At 66.3% G+C, this 24546-nt stretch carries 20 protein-coding genes and 1 riboswitch; of the genes, 14 read left to right on the forward strand and 6 right to left on the reverse strand.

The window, feature by feature from the left end; translation table 11 throughout:
* Nucleotides 1-73: 73 nt before the first annotated feature.
* Nucleotides 74-1651, reverse strand: a complete 1578-nt coding sequence (locus ACM0PY_RS08065) for a BCCT family transporter (RefSeq protein WP_197619724.1) — start codon at nt 1649-1651, stop codon at nt 74-76.
* Between the two features lie 245 nt (nt 1652-1896).
* Nucleotides 1897-1997: riboswitch (TPP riboswitch) on the forward strand.
* A gap of 82 nt (nt 1998-2079) precedes the next feature.
* Between ACM0PY_RS08065 and thiC the strand changes: the two genes are divergently transcribed.
* The 6 genes from thiC to ACM0PY_RS08095 all read left to right on the forward strand — a co-directional run bounded on the left by thiC (nt 2080) and on the right by ACM0PY_RS08095 (nt 11600).
* On the forward strand, nt 2080-3924 hold the full coding sequence (thiC, locus tag ACM0PY_RS08070) for a phosphomethylpyrimidine synthase ThiC (RefSeq protein ID WP_072168417.1): 1845 nt from the start codon (nt 2080-2082) through the stop codon (nt 3922-3924).
* A 136-nt stretch (nt 3925-4060) separates the two neighbouring features.
* Complete coding sequence (locus tag ACM0PY_RS08075) at nt 4061-4732, forward strand: ion channel (RefSeq protein ID WP_065196438.1); 672 nt, start codon at nt 4061-4063, stop codon at nt 4730-4732.
* 259 nt (nt 4733-4991) lie between these two features.
* Entirely contained in the window at nt 4992-7310 is a 2319-nt protein-coding gene (locus ACM0PY_RS08080) for a winged helix-turn-helix domain-containing protein (RefSeq protein ID WP_134972157.1), read from the forward strand.
* 115 nt (nt 7311-7425) lie between these two features.
* A complete protein-coding gene (locus ACM0PY_RS08085) occupies nt 7426-8325 on the forward strand; it encodes a helix-turn-helix transcriptional regulator (protein WP_053497516.1) in 900 nt (299 codons plus the stop codon).
* 49 nt (nt 8326-8374) lie between these two features.
* Nucleotides 8375-11221, forward strand: a complete 2847-nt coding sequence (locus ACM0PY_RS08090; RefSeq protein ID WP_061479548.1) for a TonB-dependent receptor — start codon at nt 8375-8377, stop codon at nt 11219-11221.
* Nucleotides 11222-11390: 169 nt separating this feature from the next.
* A complete protein-coding gene (locus ACM0PY_RS08095; RefSeq protein ID WP_014648325.1) occupies nt 11391-11600 on the forward strand; it encodes a hypothetical protein in 210 nt (69 codons plus the stop codon).
* Nucleotides 11601-11659: 59 nt separating this feature from the next.
* Here ACM0PY_RS08095 and ACM0PY_RS08100 read toward each other — a convergent pair whose 3' ends face one another.
* Together ACM0PY_RS08100 and ppa are read right to left on the reverse strand one after the other, a co-directional pair.
* The gene (locus tag ACM0PY_RS08100; RefSeq protein ID WP_049413685.1) at nt 11660-12781 is read right to left on the reverse strand and encodes an HDOD domain-containing protein; all 1122 of its coding nucleotides are present in this window, start codon (nt 12779-12781) and stop codon (nt 11660-11662) included.
* A 152-nt stretch (nt 12782-12933) separates the two neighbouring features.
* Nucleotides 12934-13470, reverse strand: coding sequence for an inorganic diphosphatase (gene ppa / locus ACM0PY_RS08105; protein WP_414609370.1), 537 nt, complete (start codon nt 13468-13470; stop codon nt 12934-12936).
* A 184-nt stretch (nt 13471-13654) separates the two neighbouring features.
* Here ppa and ACM0PY_RS08110 point away from each other — a divergent pair, with 184 nt between their 5' ends.
* From ACM0PY_RS08110 to ACM0PY_RS08130, 5 genes are all read left to right on the forward strand, one after another.
* On the forward strand, nt 13655-14146 hold the full coding sequence (locus ACM0PY_RS08110) for a hypothetical protein (protein WP_005419076.1): 492 nt from the start codon (nt 13655-13657) through the stop codon (nt 14144-14146).
* Between the two features lie 405 nt (nt 14147-14551).
* Nucleotides 14552-14689 carry a hypothetical protein gene (locus ACM0PY_RS08115; RefSeq protein ID WP_495493253.1) on the forward strand — a complete coding sequence of 46 codons (138 nt, stop codon included), beginning with the start codon at nt 14552-14554 and terminating at the stop codon, nt 14687-14689.
* A gap of 84 nt (nt 14690-14773) precedes the next feature.
* Nucleotides 14774-15274, forward strand: a complete 501-nt coding sequence (locus ACM0PY_RS08120; RefSeq protein WP_134971412.1) for an RNA polymerase sigma factor — start codon at nt 14774-14776, stop codon at nt 15272-15274.
* A 104-nt stretch (nt 15275-15378) separates the two neighbouring features.
* The gene (locus ACM0PY_RS08125) at nt 15379-16314 is read left to right on the forward strand and encodes a FecR family protein (RefSeq protein ID WP_134971410.1); all 936 of its coding nucleotides are present in this window, start codon (nt 15379-15381) and stop codon (nt 16312-16314) included.
* A gap of 255 nt (nt 16315-16569) precedes the next feature.
* On the forward strand, nt 16570-19488 hold the full coding sequence (locus ACM0PY_RS08130; RefSeq protein ID WP_180884758.1) for a TonB-dependent receptor: 2919 nt from the start codon (nt 16570-16572) through the stop codon (nt 19486-19488).
* Between the two features lie 95 nt (nt 19489-19583).
* Here ACM0PY_RS08130 and ACM0PY_RS08135 read toward each other — a convergent pair whose 3' ends face one another.
* Complete coding sequence (locus tag ACM0PY_RS08135) at nt 19584-19841, reverse strand: DUF2789 domain-containing protein (RefSeq protein WP_005410930.1); 258 nt, start codon at nt 19839-19841, stop codon at nt 19584-19586.
* A 107-nt stretch (nt 19842-19948) separates the two neighbouring features.
* Here ACM0PY_RS08135 and ACM0PY_RS08140 point away from each other — a divergent pair, with 107 nt between their 5' ends.
* Together ACM0PY_RS08140 and ACM0PY_RS08145 are read left to right on the forward strand one after the other, a co-directional pair.
* Nucleotides 19949-20536 (forward strand): biliverdin-producing heme oxygenase, encoded by a 588-nt coding sequence (locus tag ACM0PY_RS08140; protein WP_180884760.1) that lies wholly within the window; start codon nt 19949-19951, stop codon nt 20534-20536.
* 31 nt (nt 20537-20567) lie between these two features.
* Nucleotides 20568-21011, forward strand: coding sequence for a YbaN family protein (locus ACM0PY_RS08145; RefSeq protein WP_180884762.1), 444 nt, complete (start codon nt 20568-20570; stop codon nt 21009-21011).
* Between the two features lie 119 nt (nt 21012-21130).
* Here the strand turns inward: ACM0PY_RS08145 and ACM0PY_RS08150 are convergent, their stop codons facing one another.
* A complete protein-coding gene (locus ACM0PY_RS08150) occupies nt 21131-23158 on the reverse strand; it encodes a sodium-translocating pyrophosphatase (RefSeq protein ID WP_134968683.1) in 2028 nt (675 codons plus the stop codon).
* A gap of 308 nt (nt 23159-23466) precedes the next feature.
* Between ACM0PY_RS08150 and ACM0PY_RS08155 the strand changes: the two genes are divergently transcribed.
* A complete protein-coding gene (locus ACM0PY_RS08155) occupies nt 23467-23970 on the forward strand; it encodes a hypothetical protein (protein ID WP_134971402.1) in 504 nt (167 codons plus the stop codon).
* A gap of 72 nt (nt 23971-24042) precedes the next feature.
* On the opposite strand, the gene ACM0PY_RS08160 is transcribed toward ACM0PY_RS08155, so the two are convergent.
* Nucleotides 24043-24432 carry a DUF488 domain-containing protein gene (locus ACM0PY_RS08160; protein ID WP_134971400.1) on the reverse strand — a complete coding sequence of 130 codons (390 nt, stop codon included), beginning with the start codon at nt 24430-24432 and terminating at the stop codon, nt 24043-24045.
* Nucleotides 24433-24546: the final 114 nt, after the last annotated feature.

The following is a 24546-nucleotide window of genomic DNA, read 5'->3' on the forward strand; positions in this document are numbered from 1 at the left end:
GCCCAGAGCCGCCTTGGCTTCTGCACTTGCACTTGCTTGAAAAAGCGGTGCAGCCGCAGGCTGCAAAACACCCTCAATCCTGATCGTGCGCGCGTGCGGCCTCGGCCTGCGTCTCCTCCTGCGCCGCCATCTCGCGTGCGATCCACGCATCGATCATGTGCCGCTGGCGCTGCGCCTGCCGCCGCTCGCGCGTGTATTCCTGGTCCAGCACCCGATACAGCGACACCATCACCAGCACCATCAACAGTGCGAATGGCAACGCCGCAATCGTGATCATGCCCTGCAGTGCATCCAGGCCGCCGGCCAGCAGCAACGCCGCTGCGATCAACGCCACCGCGATGCCCCAGGCCAGCTTGCGCTTCAACGGAGGATCGCCTGCTTCGTCAGTGGACATGCTGGCCAGAACCAGTACCGCCGAGTCGGCCGAGGTTACGAAGAAGATCATCAGCAGTACCAGTGCGATGCACGACAGCAGCAACGGCAGCGGCATGCTGTCGAACAGCGTGAACAGCACCGTCTCGTAGCCATTGCCCAGCGCCTGCACCAGGTCGGCATGGCCGAAGATCTGCGCCCACAGCGCGGTGCCGCCGAATACCGCGAACCAGAAGAAGCCCAGCAGCGTCGGCGCGAGCACTACGCCGATCACGAACTCGCGCACGCTGCGGCCGCGAGAGATGCGTGCGATGAACGAGCCTACGAACGGTGCCCACGAGATCCACCAGGCCCAGTAGAAGATTGTCCAGTCCGCCACCCAGGTGCTGCCGGAGAACGGTGACATGCGCAGGCTCATTGTCACCAGCTGGTTGAGGTAGGAGCCCAGCGTGGTGGTGAACGTATCGAAGATGAAGCCGGTCGGCCCCAGCACGAGCAGGATGGCTGCCAGCAGGGCAGCCAACGCCAGGTTGAAATTGGACAGCCACTTCACACCCCGCTCCACGCCACTGGCGGTGGACGCCATATACAGCACGAAGGCGACGGCAATGATGGTCATCTGCACTGGGACGGTGGCCTGCACGCCGAACACGCGCTCGATGCCGGCGGCGATCTGGATGGTGCCGAAGCCCAGCGTCGTCGCGACACCGATCGCGGTGGCGACCACTGCAGCGATGTTGACCACCCGACCGATCCAGCCGCGATGATGGCGGCCGATGATCGGCTGCAGCATATCGCTGACCAGGCCACGGCCGTTGCGGTTGAACTGGAACCAGGCCATTGCCAGCCCGATCAGCGCGTAGATGGCCCACGGGTGCAGGCCCCAGTGGAAGAATGCATAGCGCATCGAGGCGCGTGCCGCGTCCAGGCTTTGCGGAGCAAGCCCCTCCGGTGGCTTGCTGAAGTGCGAAATGGGCTCGGCGGCGCCCCAGAACACCAGGCCGATGCCCATGCCGGCAGCGAACAGCATCGACATCCAGCTGGCACGCGAGAACTCGGGCTCGGCATCTTCGCCACCGATGCGCAGGTTGCCGAAGCGGCCGAAGGCCAGGTACATCAGGAACACCAGCGCCAGGAACACGACCAGCAGGTACAGCCAGCCGACACTGCGGATGACCTCGGCCAGCATCGACTGGACCACGGTGTTGAAGGGACCGGGTGCAACACCGGCGAGCAGCACCAGCAGCAGAACCAGTGCAATGGAAACGCGAAACACCATGAAGGGGCTTCTCCGATCAAAGGATTGAGGGGAGCGAGCAGAGCTTGCTGCGAGGGGCCGGCGACATGCAGCACAGACCGGGCAGGGGCCGCGAAGGCGGCGAGGAAACACCGGCCGCAGCGGCACGATGCGCGTGCACGTTACTGAATGCGATGTCACGGTTCTGTTAATACAGAAACAGCGGATCCACGCCGTGCGTGGATGGAACAGCCATGGGCTGCAGCACGTTCTATGCTCTAATGCGCACCAAGAAGCGGGGGTACCGGGCCATGTGGCCACGGTTGAGACAGTCCCTTGGAACCTGATCCGGCTCATACCGGCGTAGGGAAGCTTTGCAATGCAGCCATTCCCGGACTCCGCCCAAGGACCGTCCGGGCGCGGTCGCAGTGCGCCGCCGCTTCGTCCCTGACCTTCCTGGACGATGCCCAATGAACGCACAGCTCTCCGCCCTGCAGCAACAGGCCCAGCAACTCTCCGAATCCGTGACCCGGCCCATTCCCGGCTCACGCAAGATCCACGTGCCCGGTTCGCGCCCGGATCTGCAGGTACCGATGCGGGAGATCGCGTTGACCCGCACCCCGACGCTGTTCGGCGGCGAGGAGAATGCACCGGTCACGGTCTACGACACGTCGGGCCCTTACACCGATCCGGGCGTGCGTATCGATCTGTCCGCCGGCCTGCCGGCACTGCGTCGCGGCTGGGTGGAGGAACGTGGCGATACCGAGCAGCTCGAAGGCCTGAGTTCGTCGTTCGGGCGTGATCGCGAGCATGACCCGAAGCTTGATGCCGTGCGCTTCCCCGCGCGCAGCCTGCCGCGTCGTGCACGGGCAGGCGCGAACGTCACCCAGATGCACTACGCGCGCCGCGGCATCATCACCCCGGAAATGGAATTCGTTGCCATCCGCGAGAACCAGCGGCTGGAAGCGATCCGCGATGCGGGCCTGCTGCAGCAGCATCCGGGCGAGGCGTTCGGCGCTTCGATCCAGAAGATCATCACCCCGGAGTTCGTGCGGGATGAAATCGCGCGCGGCCGCGCGGTGCTGCCCAACAACATCAACCATCCGGAAAGCGAGCCGATGATCATCGGCCGCAACTTCCTGACCAAGATCAATGCCAACATCGGCAACAGCGCCGTTTCCTCGGGAATCGCCGAGGAGGTAGAGAAACTGGTGTGGGCGATCCGCTGGGGCGGTGACACCGTGATGGACCTGTCCACCGGCAAGCACATCCATGAAACCCGCGAGTGGATCATCCGCAACTCGCCGGTGGCGATCGGTACGGTGCCGATCTACCAGGCGCTGGAGAAGGTCGATGGCCGCGCCGAAGCACTGACCTGGGAGATCTTCCGCGACACGCTGATCGAGCAGGCCGAGCAGGGCGTGGACTACTTCACCATCCACGCCGGCGTACTGCTGCGCTACGTGCCGCTCACCGCCAAGCGGGTGACCGGCATCGTCAGCCGCGGGGGCTCGATCATGGCCAAGTGGTGCCTGGCGCACCACAAGGAGAATTTCCTGTACACGCATTTCGAAGAGATCTGCGAGATCATGAAGGCCTATGACGTGACCTTCTCGCTGGGTGACGGCCTGCGCCCGGGCTGCATCGCCGATGCCAACGACGCCGCGCAGTTCGGTGAGCTGGAAACGCTGGGCGAGCTGACGAAGATCGCCTGGAAGCACGATGTGCAGACCATGATCGAGGGCCCCGGCCACGTGCCGATGCAGCTGATCAAGGAAAACATGGACAAGCAGCTGCGTGAGTGCGGCGAGGCGCCGTTCTATACGCTGGGGCCGTTGACCACCGATATCGCACCGGGCTACGACCACATCACCAGCGCGATCGGCGCGGCGATGATCGGGTGGTTCGGCACGGCCATGCTCTGTTACGTGACGCCGAAGGAGCATCTCGGCCTGCCCAATCGCCAGGACGTGCGCGACGGCATCATGGCCTATCGCATTGCCGCGCATGCAGCCGACCTGGCCAAGGGCCATCCGGGCGCGCAGGTTCGCGACAACGCATTGAGCAAGGCGCGCTTCGAGTTCCGCTGGGAGGACCAGTTCCACCTTGGCCTGGACCCGGAGAAGGCCAAGGAGTTCCATGACGAGACGCTGCCGAAGGATGCGCACAAGCTGGCCCACTTCTGCTCGATGTGCGGCCCGCACTTCTGTTCGATGAAGATCACCCAGGACGTGCGTGACTACGCCGAGGCCGGCATGAAGGAGAAGTCGGAGGAGTTCCGCGCGGCTGGCGCAGAGGTCTACCACCAGGGATGACGAGTAGCCGGGTGCCGGCCGCTGCCCAGCAGCCGGTTGTGCAGGGGCCGGGAAGCGTGCTGGCCAGCGGCCGGCACCACCGCTCATCACGCCTCTCCCGGCTATGCTCCGCGCATCACCCTGGGGAAAGGACACCATGCCTGTTGCCATGACCACCCGTTGGCTGGCCATCGCCCGCCGTCATCCTTCGGCCTGGCTGCTGGGTGCCCAGTTGATCGCGGTGCTGCTGTACCCCGCGCTGGACGACACCGCTGCCGGCCGCGCGGCGCTGGGCATGTTCGGCATGGCGGTACTGGGCCTGGCGCTGTGGGTGGTGCAGCGCAGCCCGCTGGGCACCTGGCTGGCACTGGTGCTGGCCATCCCGTCGGTGGTGTTCTCGCTGGCCGGTGCATTGCTCGACCGCAGCGCATTGCTGACCACCGCGCAGTTGCTGGAGAGCCTGCTGTACTTCTACACGGCCGGCGCGCTGATCGCCTACATGCTCCAGGACCACAAGGTCACCCGCGACGAACTGTTCGCCGCAGGCGCGACATTCACCTTGCTTGCATGGGCATTTGCGTTCGCATTCGCGGTATGCCAGCAGTGGTACCCGGGCAGCTTCCAGGGCACCGGCGGAGGCGCGCAGCGCAGTTGGATGGAGCTGCTTTATCTCAGCTTCAGCTTGCTGTCTGGCGTCGGCTTGAGTGACGTCGTGCCGTTGCATCCACAGGCACGCGCACTGGTCATGCTGGAGCAGTTTTCCGGCGTGATGTACGTGGCTTTGGTGGTTTCGCGGCTGGTCGGATTGACCATGTTGCGGCGCATGTGAAAATGAACGCCAGATAAAAATTTCGCGCCCGATAGGGCGCGAATGATGTCGCAAATTATGTGAATGCGTCGGCGAGAGAGAGCCTGATGTCGACCACGCGATAGGCGAGGTAACTTGCATAGGCTAGTATTCGCGCGCTCGATTGTTTTTGCGGTATGCGCCGATGCTTTGTGCGGAGTCTGGCTTTTCGCTGTTCCCAGGACGGGGCGGTATCGAAGGCAAACACTGCCCGGGACCTGTCTCTACTGTGTAGCAGAAAATGAACAGCAGCGAAATCCAGCCCCCGGTATCCGATCGGATACGGATAGGAGAGTGCACCGTCACTCTGTCCTCGCGCGAAGTCGAGGTCGTCGGTGCGCGTCGCCCGCGTCGGCTGACGCCGAAGGCGCTGGGCGTGCTGCGCGTGCTGCTGCGGCAGCCGGGCCGCGTTGTCACCCGCGACGAGTTGTTCGCCGAGGTATGGCCGGACACGCTGCCGACCAACGATGTGCTGACCCAGGCCGTCACCCAGCTGCGCAAGGCGTTCAGCAACGACGACGACAGCGGCCAGGCCTACATCGAAACCATCGCCAAGACAGGCTATCGGCTTCTGGTCCCGGTGCAGGTGCTGGACGATGCCGAGCCCGTGGCCGCAGGCGTCCGCGACGACGAAGGCATGGCCGCGCAGCCGGTGACCACTGCTGCGTTGCCTGCGCATCCACAGGCAGCGCGCCGCCGCTGGCGCCATATCCGTCGGCGCGTGCTGCTGGCGCTGGGCGTGTTGATGCTGGCCACGCTGCTGGTGTTGACCACGCTGCTGCTGCGCCGTGCACCGGCCGGCAGTTCGCCGGTGGAGGCTGCCGTGGAGAACGGTACGCGGGTGATCGGCAGCCCGCAGCGGCCGTATCGGTTGATCACCGCGACCAGCGGCTTTGAAACCTACCCCACGCTGTCACCGGACGGTTCGCTGGTGGCCTATGAGGGCGCCAACGAGGATGGCAACGGTGGTGGCGCGATCAAGCTGCAGACCTCCGGCAACGCGCCGGCGCGCCAGTTGCTGGCGCCACCAGCCGGTGCCGTCGATCGCTTCCCGAACTGGTCGCCGGATGGCCGCGAAATCGCCTTCGCGCGGTTCTCCGCCGACGGCGGGTGCCAGGTACTGATCGCCAGCGCCACCGGTGGCGCGCTGCGCCAGGCCACACGCTGCGATGGCACGGAGCTGCTCAGTTTCGACTGGACGCCAGATGGGCGTGGCCTGGTGTTCGGCAGCATGGTCGGTCGCTACGCGCACCGTGGCATCCGTGTGCTGGACCTGGCCAGTGGCCAGTGGCGCGCGCTGGCCTACAGCGTCGATGAAGATGACTTCGACTACGCACCGCGGTATTCGCCCGATGGGCAATGGCTGGTGTTCGTGCGCAACCCGCAGCTGGGTGATCTGTGGCGGGTGCCCGCTGCGGGCGGCACGCCGGAGCAGTTGACCAACGAAGCGGCAGAGCTGCGCGGCTGGGCCTGGCTGGACGATGGCCGCACCATCGTCTTCGGTCGCCGCGTCGACAGCGAGGCGCGGCTCTATTACCTGGACGTCGAGCGGCACACGTTGCGCGATGCCGGCCTGGATGATGCGCAGTGGCCAGCGGTGTCGCGACGCGGTGGCATGCTGGCGTTCGTCCACCGGCGCGCGCAGTTCGGCGTGTTCAAGGTGCCGATGCAGGGCGGCGGCACGCCCGAGCGCCTGTTCGCCTCCAGTGGCCGCGATGGGCAGCCGATGGCAGCGCCTGATGGCCGCCAGCTGGTCTTCACCTCGGATCGTTCCGGCAGCTTCGCCCTGTGGTGGGCGGACATGCAGCGACCGGATTCGCTGCGTCCCATCGAAGGGCTGCGGCCGGAGGCGCGGCAGGCACCGGACTGGTCGGCCGACAGCCGGCAGTTGCTGGTGGTTGGCCGCGATGCGCATGGGCGCACGGTGCTCTATGAAATCGCGCCACGCGATGAGCGTCTGCAACCCTTGCCGGTTCCGGCCGAACAGCCGTTGCAGGCACTGTATGGCGCCTCGCCGCAGCAGCTGTTTGTGGTCGAGCGCGATGCCGACCAGCGCACGCGGTTGAGCCTGTTCGATCGCAGCGTCCAGCCCTGGCGCCGCTTGGCCAGCATCGATGGGGTGTCGCAGGCGCGCTTTGACCGGAGCAGTGGCCGCGTGTTGTTCACCCGCTTGGCCGCCGGTGGCCTGTGGTCGGCGGATGCCGCGTTGTCCCCGGCCAGCGTGCAGCAGATCAGCGATGACCGGCCCAGCCGCTGGCGATACCGGGCCTGGACCGTGACCGGCAACAGCGGCATCGGCTACCTCGGTACCTCGATCACGTGTGGCACCACCTTCGTGCGCATCCAGCCCGGCCGCGAGGAGGCGGAACGCTGCCTGGACGCAGAACGGCTCAGCGCCGGCAACGGGCTCAGTGCCAGCGCCGACGGAAAGGACCTGTTCGTGGCGATGGCGGTCAGCGATGGCGCTGACATCGGCGTGATGCGGTTGCCCGAACGCCCGCCTGCACTGTTCCCCGCATTCTCCAAGTTGTTGTTGTTCAAGGGAAATGGGCCTTCGTAATTTCTTCGTCGGGATCTCGTCGCGAATTCGTGGCGATCTCGTCGGACCTTCCTGACGCGGTGCCGCCTGATTTGGCAAAACGGAGTCCTGTACTAGGCAAATCCGTGGTGCCCCCATGCGTCAACTCTCGCTGGCCGATCGCGGCCAAACTGTTTCCCTGGACCGGTCGCTCGACGACGTCGCACCGACCTGCCTGGGCGTGGCCCGGCTCGGCAGCCTGCAGACCGCCGGCTCCAGCTTCACTGTCTGGATGCAGGTGCGTGGCAGCTCGTGGGTCGAGGCCAAGGAAGGGCGCTTCCGCCTGCGCCAGGGCGAGTGGATCGCCTTCGAGAAGGAATCGCGGCCGCTGGTGCAGGCCGGTCGCAACGGGTTGTGCGTCGGCCTGAACCTGAACATCGAAGCGCTTCGCGTGCTGACCGAGATGGCCGACTGCGGCCTGTATGCAGGTCGTGGCCGGATGAACCGCACTGATGCCCGCGTGGCGCTGCGCCTGTGGCGCGATGCGCTGGCCAGCGGCCAGCCGGCGCAGGCCCTGCGCCCGCTGCTGCTGCACCTCGCGGGCCTGCAGCGCGGCCTGGCCGACAACGTGCAGCGCTGCCCGGGCCGCTCGCGCAGCCGCAAGCGCCAGGTGTTCGGCCGCATGCAGCGCGCGCGCCTCTATCTGGAAGGCAACAGCCACCGGGTGGTGCGCATCGGCGAACTGGCCGAGCTGACCAACTTCTCCAGCTGGTACCTGTCCAAGACCTTCCAGAGCCTGTACGAGGAAAGCCCGCAGTCGCTTTCGGCACGACTGCGCCTCGAACGCGCCGCTGATCTGCTGCGCGACACCGACATGATGGTGGGCGAGGTCGCTGCCGCCAGCGGTTTCGACAACTGCTGCAGCTTCGCGCGTGCGTTCCGCGCCCGCTACGGCCAGTCCGCATCGCGCTTCAGGGAGAACGGCGGCTTGCTCCCGCCACAATCCGCAAAGTCTCCGGTTGGTTCGCGCAAATACAGCGCTGCAACGCAATCGTAACGTGCTGGGGTGTTTTAACACGCTGCTAACACGTACCTTGGAGAGATTGATGAACGTTCGTAATCCCGCAGTGCGGTTCGGCTTGCTGCCGGCCGGCATTGCGCTGGCGCTGGCGCCGGCCTTTGCTTCGGCGCAGGAAGCAAAGGGCACCACCGACCTGGACCGCATTTCGGTCACCGGCTCGCGCATCCGCGGCGCCTCGGTGGAAACCCAGCAGCCGATCCTGACGATGACCCGCGAATCCCTGGAAAAGCAGGGCTTCTCGAGCGTCGCCGACGTGCTGAACAACCTGACCTCGGCCGGCTCCCCGGCCATCTCGCGTTCGGAGTCGCTGGCTTCGGGCGAGAACGTGGGCGGCTACTACGTCGACATCCGCAACCTGGGCGCCCAGCGCACCCTGGTGCTGATGAACGGCAAGCGTCTGGGCGCAACCACTGCGGGCTACCAGGATCTGAGCCAGATCCCGATGTCTGCCGTTGAGCGCATCGAAATCCTGAAGGACGGCGCCTCGTCGATCTACGGTTCCGACGCCATCGCCGGCGTGGTCAACGTGATCACCCGCAAGAACTTCGACGGCGGCGAAGCCAACGTCTACGTCGGCCAGTACGGCAAGGGCGACGGCGACACCGAAACCTATTCGATGACCCTCGGTGCCCGCGGCGAACGCGGCAGCCTGACCCTGTCGGCCGAGTACTCGAAGCAGGATCCGGTGTGGGCCAAGGACCGCTGGTACAGCCGCGACGGCTCGCTGGGTCCGAACTCGACCTCGGCCACCTGGAGCCCGATCAGCCAGAACGGCAGCTGGTGCAACCCGACCCAGGTCAACTGCGGCGACTCCAAGCAGGCTGTCTGGAAGACCCTGAACGCCGGCGGCAACCCGAAGAACCCGAATGACTACCATGTCATTACGCCGGACGAATTCGCCAACTCCAACGAGCAGATGACCCTGCTGACCGGTGTGAAGCGCAAGTCGGTCTACATCAACGGCACCTACGACTTCACCGATTCGATCAGCCTGAACACCGACGTGCTCTACAACGAGCGCCAGACGTTCCAGCAGATCGCCGGCTACCCGTTCCAGTCCAACTCCTTCGGCACCCCGCTGGAGGGTTCGAGCGCCTTCAACCCGGTCGGCCAGGACGTCAGCTTCCGTCGCCGCCTGTGGGAAGTGCCGCGTACCACTGACAGCCAGCTCAAGACCCTGCGCTTCGCTCCGACCCTGACCGGCTTCTTCGAGCTGGGCGGCAAGACCTTCGACTGGGACGTCGGCGCGCTGTGGAACCGCAACGAGTCGATCAAGAGCAACCGCGGCGACATGAGCCTGATCGCTGCAGGCCAGGCCCTGGGCCCGTCGTTCATCGATGCCGGCGGCGTTGCACGCTGCGGCACCTCGGCCAAGCCGATCCTGGGCGACTGCCGCCCGTGGAACCCGCTGCTGCCGTACGGCGTTGATGGCCAGGGTTCGCTGGCGAACCAGGAGCTGCAGGACTTCCTGTTCCCGACCTTCACCACCCGCGGCGTCACCAAGACCACCAGCTTCACCGCCAACCTGTCCGGTTCCATCGTGACCCTGCCGGCCGGCGACCTGGGCTTCGCGCTGGGTGTCGAGCACCGCAAGGAAGAAGGCAATTACGTGCCGGACGCCTTCGCGCAGTCGGGCCAGTCCACCGGCCTGGGCCAGAAGCCGACCCGCGGCCAGTACGATCTGAACGAGGTCTATCTCGAACTGAACGTGCCGCTGCTGGCCGACATGGCCTTCGCCAAGGAGCTGACCCTGAACGTTGCCAGCCGTTACTCGGACTACAGCAACTTCGGTGGCACCACCAACAGCAAGTTCGGCCTGACCTGGCGTCCGCTGGATGAACTGCTGGTCCGCGGCACCTACGCCGAGGGCTTCCGCGCTCCGACCATCAGCGACCTGTACGGTGGCCTGAGCTCGAGCTTCGAGTCCTACATCGATCCGTGCGGCGTGAACGCCCCGGGCAGCGTTGCCGGCAATGCCGCGTGCACCGCCGCTGGCGCTCCGGCCAACTATGTGCAGCTGGGCCAGGGCAACCTGCCGTGCTCGACCCTGCCGTGCCAGTCGGGTGACCAGTTCGTCTCGGGTGCCAACCCGAACCTGAAGCCGGAAACCTCCAAGAGCACCACTTTCGGCCTGGTGTGGAGCCCGCGCTGGGTGCAGGGCCTGGACGTCTCGCTGGATTGGTACAAGTACGAAATCAGCGACATGATCATCGCTGACAGCGTCGACCGCATCCTGCGTGACTGCTACGTGCTGGGCAACTCCGAGCGTTGCTCGAGCGTGACCCGTGCGGCTGACGGCCACGTCAGTGCGATCACCTACGGCACCGCCAACCTCGGCAAGATGGAAACCGAAGGTTACGACCTGGGCATCAAGTACCGCCTGCCGGAACTGGCCATCGGTCAGTTCAGCATCGACTGGACCACCAGCTACACCGCCAAGTACGACGAGCAGGGCCAGAACAGCGCGGGTGACAACATCATGATCGGCCGCGTCGGCGAGCCGGGCCTGTTCCGCGTGCGTTCGAACCTGGGCGTCAACTGGCAGTACGGCGATTTCGGTGTGAACTACACCGCGCGCTACTACTCCGGCATGAAGGAAAGCTGCATCTCGCTGGCTGATGGCTGGTGCGATGCGCCGAACCACATGGCCAATGGCGAAACCGATCCGCTGCGTCACACCGGCTCCAACACCTTCCACGACCTGCAGGTCAGCTGGAAGGCACCGTGGGATGCGACGATCGCCCTGGGCGCGAACAATGTGTTCGACCACAAGGGTCCGCTGCAGTACTCGGCTCCGAACTCGGCGTTCGCCTACTACGGCGGCTTCGATGTGGGTCGCTTCCTGTACATGAAGTACACCCAGCGCTTCTGATCCATCGAAGTGCGGTAGCAACACGAGGAGGGCGGGCCGCTAGGTCCGCCCTCTTTTTTGTAGGGGAATTCCGGAAACTGTTGGAAGGTGAGCGCAGTCACGGTCCCGTCGTGTCGCAATCGACACAGTCAGGAGGTCCAATACCGGACGCTCGCATGTGGAGAGGGGTATGAAGAACACGTTGCTGCGCCAGGCATCGGCGGCTGCATTGATCTATGCAACGCTGGTGGGCGCGGTGTTCGCGCAGGGCCTCGGGGTCTGTGGTGGCGGGCTTTATTGCGAAGAGTTCCGCCAGCAGTGCCTGGCCAGTGGCAAGTCACCGGTCATCTGCGAGTCGCAGTACCGGCGTTGCGTGCAGGATGCCTGCGGTACCCGCTGACATGGAAAGGGCGCACCGTGTGGGTGCGCCCTCTGTCGTCCGGACATCATCCAGCACGCTCAGGCGTCGCTGGGCACCAGTCCCATCAGTGCATTGGCGTGCTCGCGCCATTGCGGCAGCTTGTTCAGCACGCCTGCACGCTGCAGGTAGTCCTCGTCCACCGGATCGCCATTGACCAGCGCCAGGGCCACGTGCACCGCGCCGGTCACCCAGAAGCTGCGGGTGTTGGCGCGCTGCGGCTGCAGGTGGAATGCCACCGCTTCGATGATCGGCATCGGCAGGCCCCACAGGCCCAGCAGGTAGGCGCCGGCCTCGGCATGGCCTGGGCGGGTATCGCCGGCCAGCGCGGGCTCGCTGCGCTCGTTGCGCACGCCGGGCAGCAGCAGGCCGATGTCGGCCAGCAGTGCGGCAGTCGCCCCCAGTTCGGCGCTGGACTCGGGCAGCAGGCGTGCGGCCAGCCGCGAGGCGAGCAAGGCGCGCTGCTGCAGTGAGTTGCGCTCGGCAGCCGACAGCGTCGGCGCGGAGAACACTTCGCTGGCCAGCACCAGGTCACGCAGCGTGGCCAGGCCCAGCCGGGTGACCGCAGTGCGCAGGTCGGCAATGGTGCGGCCCTGGCTGAAGAACGCCGAGTTCGACAGCTGCAGCACCTTGGCCGCGATGGCCGGATCGGCGGCGACCAGCTTGGCCACATCGGCACTGTCGGTATCGTCGTCATGTTCCAGGGCCTGGGTCAGGCTCAGGTACAGGTGCGGTGGCGATGGCAGTTTCTCGATACGGCCGATGGCATCGCGCAGGCGCGGGCTGTCCAGCACTTCGCGCAGTTCTTCCAGGCTGGTCAATGCCTCCAGCAGCACTTCCGGCGCCAGCGGCAGCGGCAGGAAGCGGTGGGCGACACCGATCAGGCGCGCCGGCGGCGGGCGGTTGCCATGGTGTGCATCGACCAGCGCGATGCGGATGGTTTCCGGGCGCAGTGTCCGGATCTGGCCCAGCAGCGTGGTGGCATTGAGATCGGGCAACTGCGGGCAGACGATCACCGCGTCCACGCCCTGCGTGGCCACCGCGGTCATCGCGGTCTGGCCATCGGCGGCGGTCAGCGGCTGCCAGTCTTCCCCAAGATCGGCAATGAATTCGGTCAGCTCAGCCGGCAGGCTGGCTGCATCCCCAACAAGCAGAATACGCACGACACATTCCCCTGGCTGTCTCGACGATGGATGTCGATGACGTGTGAAGTGACGCAATTTACCTAATACGGCAGCAAGAGTGATGTGCCGTCATCATGAAACGTGACCCGCATCGCTCCGGCGGGGTATCGCCGGAGCGATCCGGTTCAGGCTCAGGCCTTGCTGTCGAGATGGCGCTGGTGCGCCTCGATCAGGATCTGCTTGGCCTCAGCGGCGCCACCCCAACCGTCCAGCTTGACCCACTTGCCCTTCTCCAGATCCTTGTAATGCTCGAAGAAGTGGCCAATGCGCTCCAGCCAGTGGCTCGAGACCTGGGCGATGTCTTCGACGTGGGCGTAGCCGCTGAAGATCTTCGAGACCGGCACGGCGAGGATCTTCTCGTCGCTGCCTGCCTCATCGCTCATCTTCAGCACACCGACCGGACGGCAGCGCACGACCGAGCCCGGCACCAGCGGCAGCGGCAGCACCACCAGCACGTCGGCCGGATCGCCGTCGCCACACAGGGTGCTCGGCACGTGGCCGTAGTTGCACGGATAGCGCATCGGGGTGGACAGGATGCGGTCGACGAAGATCGCGCCGGTTTCCTTGTCCACTTCGTACTTCACCGGCTCCGAGTCCTTCGGGATCTCGATGATGACGTTGATTTCTTCCGGCGGGTTCTTGCCGGGCGAGACGAGTTCCAGGCCCATGGTGTGCTCCAGGTGGGGATATAGACGGATAGCTCACCATTTTATGCCTTTGCCGGGCGCTGTGCAGGGTAGGGCTGGGCCGACCTGCGCGCCCGCCCCTGGCGGAGCGGGTGGGGCGGGGTTTCCCGATGGGTTCGACCCGGTCCCCGCGGCAGGCTGGACGTCCTTGCCAAGGAGACTTGCCATGAACTGGAACCGCTTGGGCTGTTGTGCCTTGCTGCTGCTGGCGCCGCTGCCCGCGCTCGCGCGCGGGTTGCATGTCAACCTGATTGACTATCCCTCCGACGAGGCCGGATGGGACCGTGCCTTTGCGCTGGAGGACGCGGTCGCCGGCGAATTCGCCGCATGGTGTGCCGACACCTTGTGTGAAGGTGATTACAGCAACTACCGGGTGATGGAGTTCCGCTGCGCCGTGCTCGCCCACCGCGGCACCGTGCAGCGCTGTGTCTGGGTGGTGGCCGCCAGCGAGCTGGAGGTTGAGCCCGACACGGGACACGTGCGGATCGACAACGGGAGCTGGGTCTGTCCGGTCGAAATGCAGCCCGGGGTGCCCGTCGACGCGTTCTACGCCTCCCTGGAAGCCCCGGGCGGCCTGACCGCGCCTTTGCCTGGGCTTGACCACGGCATCTTCGATGGGTTGCCTGAATGCCTGCGCACGCAGGGGAGGGTGGGCTGATGGGGAGCTTCCGTAGATGCTGGCTGTTGTGTGGCGTGCTGTCTGTCAGCCTGCCGTGCGCCGGTGTCGCGCAGGCTGCGCCTGCGTTCGTCGATGCGCGGGATTACGCCGGCCCGGGGGGCGGCCACGAGCGTTTCCTTGCTGCCGAGCGGCAACTGGTGCGTGGCTTCGATGAGGTATGTGGCGATACCTTCTGCGAGGGCGAGTACATCAATCTGTGGGCCATGCGCCTGCGCTGTTCCGTGGAACAGGCCACGGGGGTGGTTGTCCAGTGTGTATGGACCTTCGCTGGTAGCAACACAGGCCACGGGGGTGGTTGTCCAGTGTGTATGGACCTTCGCTGGTAGCAACACCAGGGTAAAGCCCAGCGGCCTGATCACGGTCAACCGCGGACGCTATGCCTGCGTGCTGCCGCTGGCAACAGGAACACGCCTGGAAACCCTGTTGCAGGTGTGGGAAACGGGGGACGGGTTCGATGCGTTGCACGCGCCGCTGCCCGGCACGAAAGCCAATACCTACGACGCACTGGTTGATTGCCTGTAGTCCCGGCATAGACAAGAATGTGACTTATTCGCATTGCCGGAGTAGCATGCGCGGTGCCTCCCGTCTGTCGTCCCGGCTCCGCGCATGCCCTCCAATGCTGCCTCCCTCACTGAGCTGCTGATCCGCGAGCGGCCCGCGCTGCTGCGCCGGGTGCAGCGCATCCTCGGGGGCGACAACGGCGCCGAGGACGTGATCCAGGCGGTCTGGTTCAAGGCGCGAGGGGTCGATGACAGCCAGGCGATCGACAATCCGCGGGCCTATCTGTATCGGCTGGCCGCCAACCTTGCCACTGACCACGGCCGCGAATCGAGCCGCCGCAACCGGCTGCTGGCCGACCACTACCTGTGGGGGGGCGACGAGGTGATCTCCACCGAGGAGCAGGCCATGGCACAGGATGAGCTGCAGCGGGTGCTCGATGCGGCGGGTCACCTGCCGGAGCCGACCCGCACCATCTTCCGGCTCAACCGCCTGCAGGGCCTCACCCAGGCCGAGATCGCACGCCGCCTGGGGGTGTCGGTGACCACCGTCGAGAATCATGTGCGCTCCGCGCTGCAGCGCCTGGCCTGGGCGCGCAGCGGTCGATGAGCGCGCCGGCTTGGGGCTGGCCTTCGCGCAGACGTCTTGATCACTGGACCGTGGATGCGGTCTAGTTCCCCCGCCTGCGCTTGAATGCGCCTGTCCGCCAGCCGATGAGCCCGCCGAACATGCTGCCCGCTGCCAATGATGATGCCCTGGCCGAACAGTCCCGGGACTGGATCGCGTGGCTGGCCTCGGGTGACATCAGCGATGCACGCATGCAGGCGTTCGAGCACTGGCTGCAACAGCCGGGGCACCGCAGGGCCTTCGAACACGAGCGCGCGTTGTGGCGCAGTGTCGGGCCGCGCCCACAGGCCGCCGGGGCCAGCGGACGGCGTGGGCCGCATCGACTGCGCTGGGCGATGGCTGTGGCGGCAATGCTGGCGATGCTGGTGGCATGGCCGGAGGCGTGGCTGCGCCTGCAGTCCGATCATCGCAGCACGCATCAGGTGCAGCACGTGCGGCTGCCCGATGGCAGTCGGGCGGTGCTGGATGCGGACAGTGCGATTGCCGTGCGCTTCGATGCGGACGCCCGCGAGGTCGAGCTGCTGCGCGGGCGCGCCTGGTTCGAGGTAAGCCCGGATGCACAGCGGCGTTTCAGCGTGCGCGCCGGCAATGGCCTGGTCGAGGACATCTCGACCGCGTTCACCGTGGCGCGTGGAGACGAGGGGGTGGAAACCCAGGTTGGGCAGGGCAGGGTGCGCGTGGCCAGCCCGGCCGACGGTGGCTGGACCTACCTGCAGCAGGGGCAGCGTGCCGTCTACACTGAACGTGGCGGGGTCATGCGACGGGCTGACGTGACCGCCGACAGCGTCGGCGCCTGGCGCCAGGGCGAGCTGCTGCTGGAGCAGGCCAGCGTCGCCGATGCGGTGCAGTGGGTGGGGCGCTATCGCGCGGGGCCGACCTTCGTGCGCGGTGATCTGTCACGTCTGCCTGCAGTGAGTGCTGCGTTGCGCATCGACCGCCCGGAACAGGCGCTGGATGCGCTGGCGGCAACGGCAGGTCTTCAGGTTACTCGTCTTCCATTCGGCGTCGCCATCGTGCAGTAGATCCACGCCACGCGTGGATGAGCGTCCCTGTGCCGACCAACGGTCGGCACCCACCGCTACCACCGGCCGACCAACGGTCGGCACCCACCCGCGCCCCGTCGGCATCCCCCGCGACCGCAAATCGCTCTTGGGGTTGTCGCGCGCCCAGCCGTCTTACCCGGCGAACGTACCCGCCGTCGCCACGTACGTCGCCGTGTCCGCCCGTGTTGCGGATGACGCCGCGTTCGCGGCACCGATTACCTGACAGGTTCTTCCATGTTCGACTCCCACCGCTCGGGCCGCGTACTGCGCCCGTCCCCTCTGTGCATTGCGTTGCTTGCCGCCGGGCTGGCCAGCACGACGCCACCCGCACTGGCGCAGAGCGCCCGCAGCGACCACGCGGCTGTACTGCGCTTCGAAATTCCTGCACAACCGCTGGATGAGGCGCTGCGCAGCTACATGCGCCAATCCGGCGTGCAGGTCGTGTACCCCGCATCGCTGGCACACGGCGCAACCTCCCACGCGGTCAGCGGCAGCCTGTCGGCCAACCAGGCGTTGCAGCACCTGCTGCAGGGCAGTGGCGTGGCGGTGCGCCGGGTCAGCGCCGATGCGGTCACTCTGGAGGCAGCAACGCCGGTGCGGGCCGACAGCGGTGTGATCGTCACCGGCACGCTGAGTGTGGCCGGCGACCGCGTCGACAGCGGTGCGAACAACGATGAAGCACGCCTGCTCGACAGCTACCGCAGCGTGGGTTCGACCACCACGCTCGACCGCGCGCATCTGGAGCGCTTCCGCGGCACCTCCAACGGTGACATCGTCAAGGGTGTGGCCGGTGTCACCGCCGGTGATCCGCGCGTCGGCAATGGCTTCGACGTCAACATCCGTGGCATCCAGGGTCAAGGCCGCGTACCGGTGATCATCGACGGTGGCCAGTCCAGCATGGACACCTACCGCGGCTATGCGGGCCAGTCACAGCGCACCTACCTCGACCCCGACCTGATCTCCAGCCTGACCATCACCAAGGGCCCGAGCCTGCAGGCCAATGCCTCCGGTGGCATCGGCGGTATGGTCGAGATGGAGACGCTGAAGATCGGTGACGTGCTGCGCGAGGGGCGCGACCTCGGCGTGCGCGTGCGCAGTGGCCTGGCCAATGGCAGTGCCAACAACCTGCCGTCCTACAGTGCGACGCCGCGCACCGATCGTAGCGCCACCGGCAGCCAGTTCTTCAACGTGGCCGGTGCCGGTCACTGGGACCGCTTCGACCTGGTTGCGGCCTACGCGTACCGGGACAACGGCAACTACTTCTCCGGCAAGCACGGCTACGATGATTTCCCGCAGACCCGTCGCACGCTGGCGCCGCTGAATCCGCCGCGCACCGAAGTGTTCAACACCTCCTCGCGTTCGAAGTCGGCGCTGCTCAAGGGCACCTGGCGCGTCGACGACGCGCAGACGCTGGAGGCCGGTTACCGCCGTTACGAAGGCACCGCCGGCGAGATCATGGCCTCGCAGATCATCCGGGTGGATCGTGACCGCATCCCGCAGTGGGATCCGGGCCACGTCGACATGGACAGCTACACCCTGCGCTATCGCTTCGATCCGGACAGCGAGCTGATCGACCTGCGCGTCAATGCAGCGTACACCGACACCGACAGCGTGATGTACAACAGCCTGACCGGCATCACGCCGTGGTACTTCGATCGCCGCACCGAGTGGTACGACGCGCCCAGTTTCAGTGGCGATCCCGGCTACAAGGATGCCTACCGGAACCCGCTGCGGCAGAAGCGCTTCAACCTGGATGCCAGCAACACCTCGACGTTCGGCACCCGCGCCGGAGCGTTCACGCTCGACTATGGCCTGTCCTACAGCGACGAAGATATCGCCCCGGGCGGCTCGGGCCCGATCAAGCATGACGATCTGGTCAACAACCGCTTCCTGCGCAACGCCGAGCGCAAGGAATACAGCGCCGTGGCCTCGCTGAAGTGGCAGCCCGATGAGCATTGGGAACTGCTGGCCGGCGGCCGCTGGAACCGCGTGGATGTGCATGACCGCAACCGCCTGGCCACGCCCGATGCCTATGAGGTGCAGGGCCAGTACCGCTACACCGAGCTGCTCAACGGCAACCCGGCACTGCCCTTGTGGCGCGCCAAGCGCATCGCGTTGCTGAACTGGTATCCGGATGCCAATGGCAATTTCACCCAGGAATCGCTGCTGGCCTCGCCGTACAAGAAGGGCACGGTGGGCGACATCGGTGGGTGGAACTTCTATGACGCCGGCAAGGCGCAGGACCTGGAGGTGCCGGTCAGCTGGAGCTGGTCGCCGCCGATCCGCCGCCGTGATACCGCGTTCTCGCCGACTGCCAGCGTGGCCTACCGCTTCAGCGAAGACACCCTGGTCTATGTGAAGTACGCCGAGGGCACCAAGCTGCCGAGCCTGTTCGAGACCACGCTGGGCCTGTTCACCGCCGCCAAGCCGGTGGGTGAGCTGAAGCCGGAGCGTGCGCGCAGCTGGGAAATCGGTGCCAGCACCCTCCGCTACGACCTGTTCACCGCCGGCGACCGCCTGGCGCTGAAGCTGGCGTATTTCGACACCCGCATCGACGACCTGATCACCCGCGATTACCGCACGCTGTCGGCCGGCCTGATCCGCAACGTCGACCAGTTCAAGGTCTCCGGCATGGAGTTCCAGTCCAGCTATGACAGCGGCAAGGTCTTCGCCGACCTGTCCGCGCACTACTACTTCAAAGCCAAGACCTGCGCGCCGGACATCGCCGCCGAGCGCCGGGCCTATGGCGCACAGCGCAGGAACGATGAGCTGGCCCACACGCCTAACTGCGTGGACGGCGGCTTCGAGGGGTCGTACACCAACACCCAGAACCCGCCGCGCTACATGGTCAACCTGACCCTGGGCTCGCGCCTGTTCGACGAGCGCCTGACCTTCGGCACCCGCGTGGTCCACAACGCCGGCCCGATCAGCACGCTGGACAAGGACTGGAACGTGGGCCTGTCGGCGATCCAACAGCTGTACCGGCCGAACACCTTGGTAGACCTGTTCGCCAGCTGGAGCTTCAACGACCAGCTGTCGGTGGAAGCCGGCGTGGACAACCTGACCGACCGCTATTACCTGGATCCGCTCGCCCTGGGCGTGATGCCGGCGCCGGGTCGCACCGCAAGGCTGGCCTTGACCTGGAAGTACTGATCTGCGGGGTCGGATCCCTTTCCTGCGGAAGGGCTCTGACCCCAGCGGGAGACAACGGTAGCGCCGGGCCATGCCCGGCGCCCCCATCAGGGCACTTACAGCCCGCTCGACGCCTTCACCGCATCTTCGTGCAGCGACTCGTTCAGCTCATCCACCACGGTGGTCCATGCCGCATCGGCCTGCAGCGACTCGGACAGGAACTGGCGCTGGGCATCATTCCAGTACGGCGCCTCGACCACTTCGACGTCGGTGGCCAGCTGGTGCTCGCGGATGAAGCGGGCGATGCCCTCGGCGCTGGCATCCAGGCCCAGCTGCAGGAACAGGTTGGTCATGCGCGGTTCGGTGGTGATCATCGTCGGTTCCGGATGGACAAGGGGATGGCCCATTATCGGTGTAGACGGCCTTGGGGAAAGCCCCGTGGCAGACGTCTACAGCAGGACGACCCTCCTGGCATTCCCCCATGAACGCACACATCGTTCCCGAAGACAGCCGCAGCCTGCGGCTCAAGGCCGCCACCCGCGACAGCCACGGTGCGCTGGACAAGCGCATCATGGCCGGTGACATCTTCGCCGACCGCAGCAACTTCGCCCGTTTCCTGCGCGTGCAGTATCGCTTCCACCGCAGCATTGATGCGCTGTATGCCAATCCTGCGCTGGACGCACTGCTGCCCGATCTGGGCGCGCGCCGCCGACTGAGACAGGTCGCGCGCGACCTGCAGGATCTGGAGCAGACGCTCCCGGGCGCGGACATCGACGCGCTGCCCTCGGACCTCGCGCTGCCGACTGCGTTGGGTTGGCTGTACGTGGCCGAAGGCTCCAATCTGGGCGGCACCATTCTGTACAAGATGGCGGCCAAGCTCGGCCTGAACCGTGATTTCGGCGCCCGCCACCTGACCGCCCATCCCGATGGCGCAGCGCGCCACTGGCGCGAGTTCACCGCTGCGCTGGACGCGGTGCCGCTGAGTGCCGAGCAGGACCAGCAGGTGATCGATGCAGCCGACGCTGCGTTCCGCAGCGTGCATCGCCACGTCGAAGTGGAATTCGCCTGATGCGCGGCGCGCGCCCACAGGTGCAGCGCTGATGCGCTGGCTCTGGTTCGCGCTGGGCTGGCTGATGGTCGGCCTCGGGGTGATCGGCGCATTGCTGCCAGTCATGCCGACCACCATCTTCCTGATCCTCGCGGTGGGCTGCTTCGCGCGCAGCTCGCCGACGTTCGAGCAGCGCCTGCTGGCGCATCCACGCTACGGCCCGTCGCTGCGGCTGTGGCGCGAGCAGGGCGCCGTGTCGGGCAAGGGCAAGGCGTTTGCCAGCGCAGGCATGGCGGCGGGCTTTGCCCTGTTCTGCTGGGGCGCGCATCCGTCGTGGCGCCTGTTGCTCGGCGTGGGCCTGTTCTTTGCCGCCAGCGCCGGTTACGTGCTGAGCCGACCCGCACCACGGCTGGAGTCCAATCCGGTCGTGGAAGTGGACGACGCCAACGATCCTCGCGCGGCCCGCCGCCGCCCGAGGTGGCCGGCGGCCCGGTGAACGTGATGGTGCCCGTGTGGTTCTTCCTGCGCGGGCGGTGATCTCCATCGGGGTCGGATCCCTTTCCGCAGGAAAGGGTTCTGACCCCGTCGAGCCTGCCATCCACGCGTCGCGTGGATCTACAGCAGCGGCACCAGCAGCAGCGCCACGATGTTGATGATCTTGATCAGCGGATTGATTGCCGGGCCGGCGGTGTCCTTGTACGGGTCACCAACAGTGTCGCCGGTCACCGCGGCTTTGTGCGCTTCGCTGCCCTTGCCACCGAAGTGGCCATCCTCGATGTATTTCTTGGCATTGTCCCAGGCGCCGCCGCCGGTGGTCATCGAAATGGCCACGAACAGGCCGGTGACGATCGTGCCGATCAGCAGGCCGCCCAGTGCGCGCGGCCCCAGCAGCAGGCCGACCACCACCGGCACGGCGACCGGCAGCAGCGAGGGCACGATCATTTCGCGGATCGCCGAGCGGGTCAGCATGTCCACCGCCTTGTCGTACTGCGGCTTGCCGGTGCCCTGCATGATGCCGGGGATCTCGCGGAACTGGCGGCGCACTTCTTCCACCACTGCGCCTGCCGCGCGGCCGACCGCTTCCATCGCCATCGCACCGAACAGGTAGGGAATCAGGCCGCCGATCAACAGGCCGATGATCACCGTGTGGTCGCTGAGATCGAAGCGGAATTCCTGGCCGGGATTGGCTGCCTGCAGGTTGTGGGTGTAGTCGGCGAACAGCACCAGTGCCGCCAGCGCCGCCGAGCCGATCGCATAGCCCTTGGTCACGGCCTTGGTGGTGTTGCCCACCGCATCCAGCGGGTCGGTGATGTCGCGGATCTCCGAAGGCAGCTCGGCCATTTCGGCGATGCCACCGGCGTTGTCGGTGATCGGACCATAGGCATCGAGGGCGACGATCATCCCTGCCATCGACAGCATGGCGGTTGCGGCAATGGCGATCCCGTACAGGCCGCCCAGTGCGAACGCGCCCCAGATCGCCGCACACACCGCCACCACCGGCAGCGCGGTGGATTTCATCGAGATGCCGAGGCCGGCAATGATGTTGGTGCCGTGGCCGGTGGTCGAGGCCTGCGCCACGTGCTGCACCGGCTTGTACTGGGTGCCGGTGTAGTACTCGGTGATCCACACGATCAGGCCGGTCAGGACCAGGCCGATCAGCGCGCAGCCATACAGCGCCGTCGGTCCATGCACGTTGTCGGACATCAGTCCGGTGGTGATCGGGTAGAAGGCGATGGCGGCCAGCACGCCGGAAACAATCACGCCCTTGTACAGCGCGCCCATGATCGAGCCGCCGGGCTTCACCTTGACGAACAGCGCGCCGATGATCGACGCGATGATCGACACGCCGCCCAGTACCAGCGGATACAGCACGGCATTGGCACCGGCTTCGGCCAGCATCAGGCTGCCCAGCAGCATGGTGGCGATGACGGTCACTGCATAGGTTTCAAAGAGGTCGGCCGCCATGCCGGCGCAGTCGCCGACGTTGTCACCGACGTTGTCGGCGATCACCGCCGGGTTGCGCGGATCGTCTTCGGGAATGCCGGCTTCGACCTTGCCGACCAGATCGGCGCCCACGTCGGCGCCCTTGGTGAAGATGCCACCGCCCAACCGCGCGAAGATCGAGATCAGTGAAGAGCCGAAGGCCAGGCCGACCAGCGCGTGCAGCGCCTGTTCCATCGGCAGGCCCATCTGCAACAGTAGTGCGTAGTAGCCGGCCACGCCCAGCAGGCCCAGCCCGACCACCAGCATGCCGGTGATCGCGCCGCCGCGGAAGGCGACGTCCATCGCCGCGCTGATGCCGTTGCGCGCCGCCTCTGCGGTACGCACGTTGGCGCGTACGGACACGTTCATGCCGATGTAGCCGGCCGCGCCGGACAGCACCGCGCCGACCGCGAAGCCGATCGCGGTGTACCAGCTGAGGAACACACCGACCAGCACGAACAGCACCACGCCGGCGATGCCGATGGTCAGGTACTGGCGGTTGAGATATGCACGCGCACCTTCCTGGATCGCGGTGGCGATCGCGATCATGCGCGCATTGCCGGTGGGTTGGCGCAGGATCCAGCGCGCCGAGACGATTCCGAACAGGATCGCGAGAATGGCGCAGCCCAGCGCCAGTGACAGCCCGTGACGTTCCAGCATTAGACCCCTCCGCAGAATGGATGTAGGCATCCAGCGGCGATGAACGGCACCACGAGGGGGACGACGGGCTGCAGCCTGGAACCAACCCGTACCGACCTGGGCGGTCGTCCGACGTATGGCGGTGTTCAGCATTCCCTGGTGCCCGCAGTATGCGTGCCGCCACTTGTAGAGTCGAGCCATGCTCGACTGGCTCCTGGGAGCCGCGGCGCATGCCGTCGGGCCCTGGGCATGATTGGCGAGCCAACGGCCTTTGCACCCCGTTAAGGCAGCCTCTGCAAGCCTGCGCACAGCCCCGTAGGAGATCCCCCATGCGCCTGTCCCTGTTGATGCTTGCCGCCCTGGTCCCGGCCGCACCGGCCTTTGCTGCGGAAACGCCGGAACTGCAGCGTGCGGTCGGTGCGCCGCAGGCGGTGGGCGCGGTGCATACGCTGCGGCAGATCCCCGAGGCCTGCGCGCGGCTGGAAGGTGCGTTCACCGGTGATGCCGCCGCGCCATATCGCTTCTCCGCCGTCCGGACCAGCGAGCAATGCCAGCCACGCGCGCGCTTCGTCGATTACACCAAGGCGCAGCCGAGTGCCGACAAGGGCTGGAAGCTCAATGATGTGATCCGCGTGCCCAACGCCGCGTGCCCGGCGCAGCAGGCGGTGGTGCGGGTGTGGCGCCTGCCGTCGAGCCACAAGGTCGAGCTGGATGGGCAGGGCCAGTCGCGCATCTATCTGGAAGAGGCGAAGAAGCAGGCCGCCGCCGGCCAGATTCCGCAGGTGACGATGTTCGCCGCGCAGCTGCATATGGAAGGCAAGGCCTGCAATTGAAGTCGCGTGGGTGGTGCACCCGCGCCGCCATCCTTGGGTAGTGCCGGCCGCTGGCCGGCAACCCTGCCATCATCACTCCGCCAGCATTGCCCCGCGCGCCACCAGCAGCTCGCGCAATGCCTTGCGGTGGCAGTGCGCTTCATCCTCGCAGTAGCAGCCCACGCTGATGTCGCTGTGTTGCGACATCGCGGCCAGAAGGTCCAGCGCGTGGGCGGCATCGGGCGCCTTCATCTCGGCCTTGTAATGGCGGAAGAAGGCGGTCCAGTCGGCCGCCGTCGTTGCCTCATGTGCCCGCTTCACCAGCTCCGCGCTGGGTGACAGGGTCGGAAACCAGACGTCGTACCAGTCCTGTGGGGCGAACTCGCTGCGCGGCACGCCGCGCGGCGGCCGCCGCACCGTGCCGATGCGCAGTCCCTCGCCGGGTTGGCGCGGCGTACCGAGTCGAACAACACGCAGTGCCATGATGACCTCCATGAAAAGGGGACGGAGGGGATTAAGTCGTATCCGACCCACTGCTGATGCTGTTGGAGATGACAGAGGGGCGGATGCGACTTAATCCCCTCCGTCCCCATTTTC

The organism is Stenotrophomonas sp. BR163 (assembly GCF_047520985.2).
Classification (GTDB): Bacteria; Pseudomonadota; Gammaproteobacteria; order Xanthomonadales; family Xanthomonadaceae; genus Stenotrophomonas; species Stenotrophomonas sepilia.